The 8,260-nt window shown below is 42.5% G+C and carries 5 protein-coding genes; 1 reads left to right on the top strand and 4 read right to left on the bottom strand.

Annotation, left to right across the window (positions count from 1 at the left end; genetic code table 11):
* The 4 genes from AB4238_RS07820 to AB4238_RS07805 all read right to left on the bottom strand — a co-directional run.
* A partial coding sequence (locus tag AB4238_RS07820) for a transposase DNA-binding-containing protein (protein WP_372032670.1) occupies positions 1-244 on the bottom strand: 244 nt, incomplete at its 3' end.
* A 192-nt stretch (positions 245-436) separates the two neighbouring features.
* Positions 437-1,654: an RsmB/NOP family class I SAM-dependent RNA methyltransferase gene (locus AB4238_RS07815; protein ID WP_372032668.1), complete on the bottom strand. Its 1,218-nt coding sequence runs from the start codon at positions 1,652-1,654 to the stop codon at positions 437-439.
* 151 nt (positions 1,655-1,805) lie between these two features.
* Positions 1,806-3,071, bottom strand: coding sequence for a sugar MFS transporter (locus tag AB4238_RS07810; protein ID WP_372032666.1), 1,266 nt, complete (start codon positions 3,069-3,071; stop codon positions 1,806-1,808).
* 281 nt (positions 3,072-3,352) lie between these two features.
* A complete protein-coding gene (locus AB4238_RS07805) occupies positions 3,353-4,981 on the bottom strand; it encodes an alpha-glucosidase (RefSeq protein WP_372032664.1) in 1,629 nt (542 codons plus the stop codon).
* A gap of 474 nt (positions 4,982-5,455) precedes the next feature.
* Between AB4238_RS07805 and AB4238_RS07800 the strand changes: the two genes are divergently transcribed.
* Positions 5,456-8,179 carry a TonB-dependent receptor gene (locus tag AB4238_RS07800; RefSeq protein ID WP_372032663.1) on the top strand — a complete coding sequence of 908 codons (2,724 nt, stop codon included), beginning with the start codon at positions 5,456-5,458 and terminating at the stop codon, positions 8,177-8,179.
* The last annotated feature ends 81 nt before the right edge of the window (positions 8,180-8,260 follow it).

The raw sequence follows: 8,260 nt of genomic DNA, 5'->3' as shown, positions 1-8,260 counted from the left end.
CTACAGTATGTTGAAAACCTGAAGCTCTAATCGCTTCTGGAGAAATATTGTCATTACGGATCAATCGATAAGCTCCTTCAACTTTAGCTTCATTACCTCGACATGATAAAGCGATTGACTTACCACTACAACGCGCCATATCGGCCGCGACTTCGATGACACGTTCAGTGCGGCGCGAGTCACCAAATGAACCGTTTATAAAATGATTGTATGACCATTGCTCTGCGTTGAAAATTGACATCATTAATCTGCAAGTTAGTTGAGTTACTAGATCTGATCATCGATTTGTAACAAAGTTCATTGTGGTACAGATTTGTGTAGAAGAGTTTGGTTGAAGTGTTCAAAGGACCGATATCCCATAAAAAAGAAAGCCGTTCACGTTAAGTGAACGGCATTACGCATCAAGCGCTCTTTTTTAGATTTTGCTAAGTTAGTTTTATGCTTCAGCGATACGCTCTAGTTTCGCGTAGTAAAAACCATCAAATCCCGTTTCAGCAGGACTGATATTCTCATCTTCAATAAAGCGAAAATGTTTATTCTCAGCTAGAAATGCATCGACTTGATCGCGATTCTCTTCAGGCATGATAGAGCACGTAGCATATATCAAAATACCACCGACTTTGACCATTCTGCTATAACTTTGCAAAATGTGCTTCTGCAGTTCAACCAAAACAGGTAACCGCTCAGGAGTATCACGCCATTTGGCATCTGGATTACGTTTGAGTACACCAAGGCCTGAACACGGTACATCGAGTAACACTCGATCAGCGGAGAGCTTAAGACGCTTAATCGTTTTGCTGCTAGCAATAATACGTGTCTCAACATTATGAGCTGCAGCGCGTCGAGCACGCTGTTTAAGGTTATCTAGTTTCCATTGCTCGACATCCATCGCCAGCAAACGGCCTTTGCCTTCCATTTGGGCAGAAATAGACAGTGTCTTACCACCCGCTCCGGCACACGCATCAACAACACGCATACCTGGTTTAGCATCAAGCGCTTTGGCAATAAGCTGCGAGCCAGCATCTTGCTGCTCAAACCAACCTTTCTTAAAACACTCCGTTCTAAACAGTGCTGAATCGGATACCACCTCTAAAGCGGTGTCGACGCCTTCAACTTCTACCGTTTGCACCCGCTCATTACGTAGTTTTTTTGCTAATTCATCACGAGTACATTTAAGAGTATTAACACGTAAAAAACGTTTAGCAGGCTTGTTAAGCGCTGCACGTTCTGCTGGCCAACGGTCGCCCATTTGTGCCTGTCCCACCTCGTTTAGCCAGTCAGGACAGCCATCCCACAATACAGGTTGCTGCTTTGCAGTTTCAATACGTGTCGCTAGTTCTTGCTCATCGACTTGTAAAGCGTATTTCATTTTTGGTAACGGTAACTGGTGGAAAAGATGCCATACGTTTAATAAACGCGAGCCCATTCTCGCCATCTCTTCAGGCTTTACGTCAGATAAAAAGCAGTAAAGATTCAAACGTCTTAAAATATCACCCGTTACAAGAGTGATCCGCCCTTGTTCAGAAGGCTCTAGTTGCAGCCCCGAAAAGTGCTGCGAATAAGCGCGATCCAGTGGCTTGCCCTCTTTTAATACAAGGTCAAGAATACTAATCACAAGTTCTGTAGAGCTAGGAGATAAAGACGAATTCAACATTAAAAAGTTACCGTAGAAAGAAATCGCAGCGATCATAGGAGCAAAGCGCTAAATACGCAAGCTTACTCGCGAAAAGTCGCAATAAAAAAGCGACTTCAAACAAGTCGCTTTTCATAAGCGCTTACAAGCGCGGTATCGCTAACCTAAAATCCTATAGTTTAGAACCTTTAACTCCATAGTATAGAATAAATCCATAGCAGATAACGGGTAGGATAAACGCAGGTTGGATCCCCATACTATCGGCCATTACACCTTGTAACAGAGGTATGATCGCACCACCTACAATCGCTAAGCATAAAAAGCCACTACCTTGAGAGGTATGTGGGCCTAAATCACGTAGTGCCAAACTAAAGATAGTTGGGAACATTATTGAATTAAACAGCCCAACCGCAAGTATTGACCACATTGCAATTTCACCTGAGGTATTCATCGCAACAACAACAAGGCTAGCGGCCATAAATGCATTAAAAGCTAATACCGTTCCTGCTGGGATTTTTTGCATTACCGCCGAACCGATAAAACGACCGACCATTGCCCCGCCCCAGTAGTAAGCGATATATTTTGCAGCGTCAGCTTCTTTCATACCGACAATATGCTCTTCACCAAGAAAGTTGACTAAAAAGCTACCTATCGAAACCTCAGCACCGACATAGACGAAGATCCCAACCGCACCGAGTACCAAATGTTTATACTGACTGGCACTGGTTTTACCATTTTTATCGGCGACACTTTCAACAGCTGACTCTGAATGAGCTGTAATGACCGGTAGTTTTAGCTTAGAGAATATAATTGCTAAACTGGCTAACATTGCTGACAACAGTAGATACGGTAATTTGACCACTTCTGCTTCAGCTTGCATTTGCGAAAGCCCTGATTGAGCCTCTACTGCGACAGACAATATTAAGATTGCACCAAAATATGGGGCAACGGTTGTACCTAACGCATTAAATGCTTGTGTTAAATTTAAGCGACTCGACGCAGTTTCAACACTACCTAATGCATTCACATAGGGGTTAGCTGCAACCTGTAAAATCGTGATCCCAGAGGCGAGCACAAACAGTGCGCCAAGAAATAGTGGGTAAACTGCCAGCGCCGCAGCAGGATAAAACAATGCACATCCTATACTTGCAATAACAAGCCCAGTAATAATTCCACGCTGGTAGCCCATGGTCTTAACCAACTTGCCTGCCGGCACAGAAACTAAAAAATATGCGCCAAAGAAGCAAAACTGGATGAGCATTGCTTCTGTATAGCTAAGCGAAAAAACCGCTTTCAAGTGCGGGATCAAAATATCATTTAAGCAGGTTATAAAACCCCACATAAAAAACAGTGAAGTGAGTGAAACCAAAGCAAAACGATAACTGCCGTTATCACCCGATGCTACAGTCGCGGTATTAGAACTAAAAGATGAAGCCATATTATTTTCTCTCTTATCAGGTCAATCTTCTTAAGTTAAAGTCATTTAAAGACTAAGTATTAGGGTCTATTGCTCTTTCGAGCTGAGTTTTTGTTCGATTCTTTACCGTAAGGAATAATGCTTCTATCGCAAGGCTTGAGCGATGAAACGATTCCAAAGGACAGCACCTCTTGGCCATTTTTTCTGCGTTAAAGGCTATTTGTGGACAATGACTACACTACATAGCCTCTTCCTTGCCAAAATGGCAAATAAATTACTGCAAAAACAACCATAAAAGTTCATCAGCCCCTAGTAAGTTTGGCGTAAAAACTGCCGTAGGGTGGCAATGTCAACACTCCGTTCAGAATGGCACCTCGGGCTAAACCATGGTCGTTAAACTCACGTTCCACTTCAACACTGGGTAACTGCACCGACAACTCATTTTCGCCCAAATTAAAACAGACTAAATAGCTGATTTCGTCATCGCTACGAATAAAACACAGCGTAGGTTCAGGAGTATCAATAAAGCGAATATCGCCCTCAATAAGCACTGCATGGTGTTTTCGCCAAGCAAGGAAAGTTCTATAGCTGTTTAAAATTGAATCCTTATTCAACTCTTGGCTTTCAACCGCCAATGAATAGTGCTCTTTGGCAACGGGTAACCAAGGCACGCCATCACTAAAACCTGCATTGCTTAAATCTTTAGACCAAGGCATTGGTGTGCGGCAGCCATCGCGACCTTTGAACATTGGCCAAAATGCAATACCGAATGGATCTTGGAGTTGCTCAAACTCTATTTTGGCTTCAGTTAACCCAAGTTCTTCACCTTGATAACTACAAACACTGCCTCTAAGCGAACATAACAAGGCATTGAGCATCTTTATCATATCTTCTGTTGCTCGCCCTTGACCCCAACGCGTTGCCACCCGCTGTACATCATGGTTACCAATAGCCCAACATGGCCAGCCATCCCCTATCCGGCCTTCTAGCGCTTCAACGGTCTCCCGAATGTAACTGGCACTGTAGTCATTGGTTAATAGCTCAAAACTATAAGCCATATGTAATCGGTCATTACCTTGGGTGTATTCAGCCATTGTGGCTAAGGAATCTTCTGAAGAGACTTCACCTAAGGTTACCGCACCGGGGTAATGGTTAATCAGTGCCCGCAACTCTTCGATAAAACTAACAGTTTCAGGGCGAGTATTGTTGAAGTAGTGATACTGATAAGCATAGGGATTATCTTCACTAAAACCGCGCCCCTGACGCTTGTCTTTGGGCTTTGCCGGGTTATCACGAAGAAGATCATCATGAAAGCAGAATGTTATCGCATCGAGTCTAAAACCATCAACGCCCTTATCTAACCAAAATTGCACATTGGCTAATACGGCTGAGCGGACTCGCGGGCTGTGAAAGTTAAGATCGGGTTGGCTGGTTAAAAAGTTATGCAAGTAATATTGTTGACGCCTAGGTTCCCACTCCCATGCACAGCCGCCAAAAATCGCGAGCCAATTATTAGGCGCTGTCCCATCCTCTTTCGGATCGGCCCAAACATACCAGTCCTGTTTGGCATTGGTTTTATCTTGTCGACTCTCTGTAAACCATTGGTGTTGATCGGACGTATGGCTAAGCACTTGATCAATGACAACTTTAATACCTAATGAGTGTGCTTTGGCAATCAGTTCATCAAAATCAGTCATGTTACCGAACATTGGGTCAATGTCTCGATAATCACTAATATCATAACCAAAGTCTTTCATTGGCGAGGTAAAGAAAGGCGAAATCCAAATAGCGTTAACGTGCAAACTAGCAATATAATCTAGTTTTTTAATAATCCCTTGTAGATCTCCAACTCCATCACCATTTGTATCCAACATACTACGTGGATAGATTTGATAGATGACAGCGCCTCGCCACCATGTAAGTTGATCCATTCTTGCCCCTTAACACTCAATATTTAAAACTAACAAATCCAACCGTCAGTTAAAACAATGTTGCAACCTAAAGATTGATCGCATTTGTTGTTAGAATGTTGGCAGCATACGTGATTTGCGAAATTGGGTTCAATATCTCTGCATACGTATGCAATAAAGCAGTCAACAAACACCAAACGCAACGACAAAAATATAATTTTATTAAACAAACACTTAAGAGTAACAGTTGGCGCCACCACCTATGAGTAAAAACAGCCATCCACCGTTGTTTTAGACGGACAAAAAGATTGAATACGTATGCATAACATTGTTATGGTCAGAATCTCGGGAGTAATATCTTCACCGTTGCGCAACAATATACTTATAAACGCTGCAAATATGTTGTAACACGTGCGCTTCTGTACCCAAACTCGTTACAACGTCAGTGATAATTAAAAAAGTAACTAGCCGACAGTCTAGTTAAAGGGGATGAAGATGTTGCAATTTAAACCTAGCGTGCTGACCTTAGCATTAGTCGCTGCTGGCGCGAGTATGAGCAGTTACGCTGCTGAAGAAACCAAAGCAGAGGCCTCAGCAGATGAATCAATTGAAGTTATAAGCGTTACAGGCATTCGTCGTAGCCTACAAGACTCCAAAGCGATAAAGATGACCTCCAGCTCTATAGTAGAAGCTATTTCTGCTGAAGATATCGGTAAATTACCAGACGTAAGTATTGCTGACTCTTTAGCGCGTCTACCAGGTTTAACCACACAACGCTTAAATGGCCGTGGTCAGGTAATAAGTGTTCGAGGTCTATCACCAGACTTCACAAATACAACCTTAAATGGTCGTCAGCAAGTATCAGCTAGTGATAACCGAAGTGTTGAATACGACATGTACCCTTCAGAGTTATTAAGTGGTGCTGTTGTATATAAGACACCAGACGCATCATTAATGGCACAAGGTATCGCTGGTACCATTGATATGCAGACTGTTCGTCCGTTAGCACATGGAGAGCAGACATTCAGTGTTAATGCACGATATGAATGGAATGAATTAGAATCTCTAAATCCGGACGTGAACGACTCTGGCCAGCGAGTTTCAGCTTCGTATATTGATCAGTTCGCCGACAACACTATAGGTTTAGTCTTAGGTGTTTCCTATATGGATACACCTAGTCAAGGAGAGCGTTTTAACGCTTGGGGCTACCCCCAAAATGAAGATGGGAATTACGTAATTGGTGGTGCGAAGCCATTTGTACAGTCAAATGAACTAAAGCGTACGGCAATCGTAGCAACTTTAGAATTTCAACCAACTGAAAATCTACACAGCACTTTTGATCTTTTTTATACTGATTTCAACGAAGCACAAACTTTGCGCGGTATCGAATTTCCTTTAGCATGGTCTGGCGCAACGTTAACACCAGGTACAGTCCAAAATGGAATGGTAACTGATGGTACTTTCAACGGTGTTGAAGGGATAATGCGTAACGATCTAGAGCAAAGAGATTCTGATACGCTAGCAGCTGGCTGGAACCTTGAATATGACCTAGGAGAATGGCAACTCGAGGGAGATTTAAGTTATTCAAAAAATGAGCGAACAGATGAAATTTATGAAAGCTATAGCCAAATAACCAGTGCTTTAGATAACCTAAAGTTTAAATCAACCACTAAAGGCACTGTATTCGAATCTGAACTTGACTACGCCGACACTGACCTTGTGAAGTTGTCAGGTCCAAACTGGGCTGGCAACGTGGGTCTTAACAATGGCCAAGTTGGCTATTACAAACAACCTGCTAGTAAAGATGAACTTTATCAAATCCGCCTAAGCGCTAGCCACGATTTGGACTGGGGATTAATCTCTCGGGTAGAGTTCGGTGCAAACTATGATGATCGAACTAAATCTAAAACGACAATTCCTGAGTACTACTACACACTTTCAGATTCTGACTGCACTAAGCCAGGAGATTCTAGTACTTGTCAAAAGGATATCAATTTTAATACCTTCACCACTAATCTTGGCTTCTTAGGGATTCCAGGAATGGTAAGTTATGATCCACGTGCCGCCTTCGATTCACTTGTAGAAGTAGAAGCGCTTCGAGCTGATATTGCCGCAAAGGCATGGGAAGTTAGTGAACAAGTAACGACCGCTTATATTAAATTTGATATTGATACTGACGTTTGGGATATGCGCCTCACGGGTAACGTAGGCACGCAAGTTGTTTATACAGAGCAAAGTTCTTCTGCTGTTTCTGCAACAGATGTGTACGAAAATGGAATTATTGTTGATGTTACAACCGTACCAATTGAAGATGGTACTGATTATACAGAGATTCTACCGAGCTTAAATTTAAGCTTAGCGCTTTCGGATAGCTCTATATTACGTTTTGGTGCAGCAAGAACGTTAACTCGTCCACGTATGGATGAACTCCGCGCAAGCTCTACTTATAGCTTTGACCCTAAATACGAAGACTCAACAGATCCTGAATTTTCACCTTGGAGCGCGAGCGGTGGTAATCCGCAGCTAGAACCTTGGATTGCAAATAGTGTTGACTTGTCATTTGAACATTATTTCGATGATTCAGTTGGATATGTATCTATTGCTGGTTTTTATAAAGATCTCGAGTCCTATGTATATACTCAACCAGAAGCCTATGACTTCAGTGAATTTCCTACAGGTGGTTACAACCCCGCGTTAGATGTAGGTGCGATTACTAAGCCACAAAACGGCGATGGCGGCTCGCTAAAAGGACTTGAACTAGCAGCCTCAATATCTGGTGCAATGTTAACCGAGGTGCTTGAAGATTTTGGTGCTATTGCCAGTGCTTCATTCACGACAAGCGATATTCAACCGAACCCAGATTCTCCGTCAGAGCCTTTACCTGGTTTATCTGAAGATGTCTATAACTTAACTTTCTACTATGAACATAGTGGTTTTTCTGCTCGGGTTGTTGGGCGTTATCGATCTGAGTTTTTAGGAGAAGTATCCGGTTTTGATGCTGGAAGAAGTTTTAGATATAACGAGCCAGAAACAATTGTTGATGCTCAAATAAGTTATCGTTTCCAAGAAGGTACGCTGGAAGGTCTAACATTATTGTTGCAAGCCAATAACCTTACAGATGAACCGTTTGTCACCACTGAAGAAGGCGATGAAATGCGCGTAATTGATTACCAACGTTATGGTACTAGCTACGCATTTGGCGCTTCATACCAGTTTTAAATAATGCAAAACAAGGTCTTTGATCACAACTTGGATCAAAGGCCTTATGTTTGCACAGTGGAATTTTACTAAATCGATTAG

Origin of the sequence: Shewanella sp. 10N.286.45.A1, from assembly GCF_041470405.1 — a bacterium.
In the GTDB taxonomy this organism is placed as follows: Bacteria; Pseudomonadota; Gammaproteobacteria; order Enterobacterales; family Shewanellaceae; genus Shewanella.
The sequence above is the reverse complement of the archived record's forward strand: the minus strand, read 5'-3'. Positions and strand labels throughout refer to the sequence as shown.